Raw genomic sequence first — 2,303 nt, forward strand, 5'->3', positions numbered from 1 at the left:
GGGCGACTTTCTTGGCGGTTTCCCGCCGCAACAATCTCCTCGCGCCGCAGACGAGCTCACCGGTCGCGGGTGGGACGATTGCCGATTGGGCGACGCGTTCGCCGCGTGTGAACGCACCCGCTTGACGGACGAAAAATCGCGAGCGCGGGGAAACCTGTGCTAAGCCCGTGGCAGCAGCCTGCGCATGATGAATGACGCATGGCCTTCCACGCCGTGCGACGCAGGCCTGCGCTCGACCACTTCGAACCCGTGCTTGCGGTAGAATGCGATCGCCCGGTCATTCCCTTCGATCACTTCGAGGGCGATGCTGGGGATGCCCGAATGGGCGGCAAGGACGGCATGCAGCATATCGGCGGCCAGCCCCGTGCCGAACTCGCTCTTGTCGATGTGGAGCCGGTCGAGCATGACGTCGCCGGTTTCGTCCATTTCGGCCATCGCGTAGCCGGCAATCGAGCCGTCCGGCCGTTCCGCGACGAACGACATCTTGTTGTCGTCGGCCAGTTCCGCCGCGATCTTTTGCGGCGCGTGACGGCCGTCCGAGATGCGTGCCGTGGTCTCGGCGCCGATGATCGGCGAATAGGTGCGGCGCCAGGACTCGCCAAGGAGCTGCGATACCGACGGCACGTCCTGTTCGGTCATGGTTCTGATCTGGGTCATCGCTACCTCCCCGGCAGTTTATTGCATCGCAGCCTTCGCTCCTCGGATCACCGCCTCACTCGCGATTTCAGCCAGCGGTCGAAGGCTACCGCGAGGATGAGGATAAGGCCGATGACGATGCTTTGGGTGTAGGACGAGACGTTGTTGAACTGCAGCCCGTTCTGCAGCACGCCGATCAGCGCCGCGCCCACCACCGTGCCGCCGACCGAGCCGATGCCGCCGAACAGCGAGGTGCCGCCGATGACGACCGCTGAGATCACTGTCAGCTCGTAGCCGATGCCGGCGACGGCTTCCGAGGAATTGAGCCTCGCCGACAGCACGAAGGCGGCAAGGCCGGCGAAGAAGCCGACGATGACATAGACCGAGATCAGGATGCGGTCGACGCGCAGGCCGGACAGCCTTGCTGCCTCGGCATTGCCGCCGACGGCGTAGACGGCGCGGCCGTAGCGCGTGTAGCGCAGCACAATGTGGCACAGGATCGCGGCAATCGCGAAAATGATCGCCGGCACCGGAACCGGTCCGATCAGGCCGGTGCCGAACCAGCGCATCGAGGCATCGAAGCCGGAGATCGGGCCGCCGTTGGAGATCGTCAGCGTCAGGCCGCGAAACACGGTGAGACCGCCGAGCGTGACGACGAAGGGCGGCACCTTCAGCCTGGTGATGGCAAAGCCCTGGACGCCGCCGGCCAGGGCGCCGACGACGACGGCGGCCAGAAGGGCGGCGAACCAGCCATAGCCTTGCGTGCCAGAGGTGGCCAGCGACAGCGTGTTGGCGGTGCCGCCCTTGGCCACCACCGCCGCGACCATGCCGCAGAAGGCCAGCAGCGAGCCGACCGAAAGGTCGATGCCGGCGGTGAGGATGACGAAGGTCATGCCGAGCGCGATCAGCCCGGTGATCGAGATCTGCCGCATGATGTTGAAGATGTTGATGGGGTCGATGAAGCTCGGCTTCAGCACGGTGAAGACGACGATCAGCAGCGCCAGGAACATCAGCGGGCCGAAGCTCATCAGCAGGCGCGCGACATTGATGCCGCCGCGCTGGCTCTGTTCGGTCGTGCTGGTCATTGCATTGCTTCCTGATTCTGGGCTTCCTGCGTTTGGTCGAGCGCCATCAGTTCCATCAGTTTTTCCTCTGTCGCCTCGATGCCGGGCATCTCGCCGGTGATGCGTCCGCGCCGCATGGTGACGATCCTGTCCGACACCGCAAGCACTTCGGGCAATTCGGACGAGATCATCATGATGGCGATGCCGCGCGCCGCGAGCTGCACCAGGATCTGATGCACCTCGGCCTTGGCGCCGACGTCGACGCCGCGCGTTGGTTCGTCCACGATCAGCACCTTGGGATCGCGCGCCAGCCAGCGAGCGAGGATGACCTTCTGCTGATTGCCGCCGGACAGCCCCTCGATGGGCTGCTCGGGCGAGGCCATGCGGATCGACAGCGCCTTACGGTAGCTTGCCAGCGCTTCGCGCTCGCGCCGCTCGGTCATGAAGCCGGCGGCGTTGGAGTAGCGGCCGAGTGCGGCGATGGAAAAGTTGGTCAGGATGCCGAGCGCGGCGAAGATCGCCTGATGCTTGCGGTCTTCCGGCACCAGGCCGATGCCGAGCGCGATGGCGTCGGCAGGTGTTTCAGGCGCGATCGGCTTGCCG

3 protein-coding genes are annotated in these 2,303 nt (G+C 65.5%); all 3 read right to left on the reverse strand.

Features of this window, described 5'->3' with window-relative positions:
- Positions 1-159 precede the first annotated feature (159 nt).
- Positions 160-657, reverse strand: coding sequence for an N-acetyltransferase (locus tag EOB36_RS33615; RefSeq protein WP_095482763.1), 498 nt, complete (start codon positions 655-657; stop codon positions 160-162).
- A 47-nt stretch (positions 658-704) separates the two neighbouring features.
- Positions 705-1,721: an ABC transporter permease gene (locus EOB36_RS33620; RefSeq protein WP_095482762.1), complete on the reverse strand. Its 1,017-nt coding sequence runs from the start codon at positions 1,719-1,721 to the stop codon at positions 705-707.
- A partial coding sequence (locus EOB36_RS33625; protein WP_164897714.1) for an ATP-binding cassette domain-containing protein occupies positions 1,718-2,303 on the reverse strand: 586 nt, incomplete at its 5' end. The genes EOB36_RS33620 and EOB36_RS33625, both read right to left, overlap by 4 nt.

It is taken from the genome of Mesorhizobium sp. M6A.T.Cr.TU.017.01.1.1, from assembly GCF_004023115.1.
Lineage (GTDB): Bacteria > Pseudomonadota > Alphaproteobacteria > Rhizobiales > Rhizobiaceae > Mesorhizobium > Mesorhizobium mediterraneum.

What these genes read in the sequence shown, in the direction of transcription:
- EOB36_RS33615 (WP_095482763.1), bottom strand. Translation starts at nt 657, where the DNA reads ATGACCCAGATCAGAACCATGACCGAACAGGACGTGCCGTCGGTATCG.
- EOB36_RS33620 (WP_095482762.1), bottom strand. Translation starts at nt 1,721, where the DNA reads ATGACCAGCACGACCGAACAGAGCCAGCGCGGCGGCATCAATGTCGCG.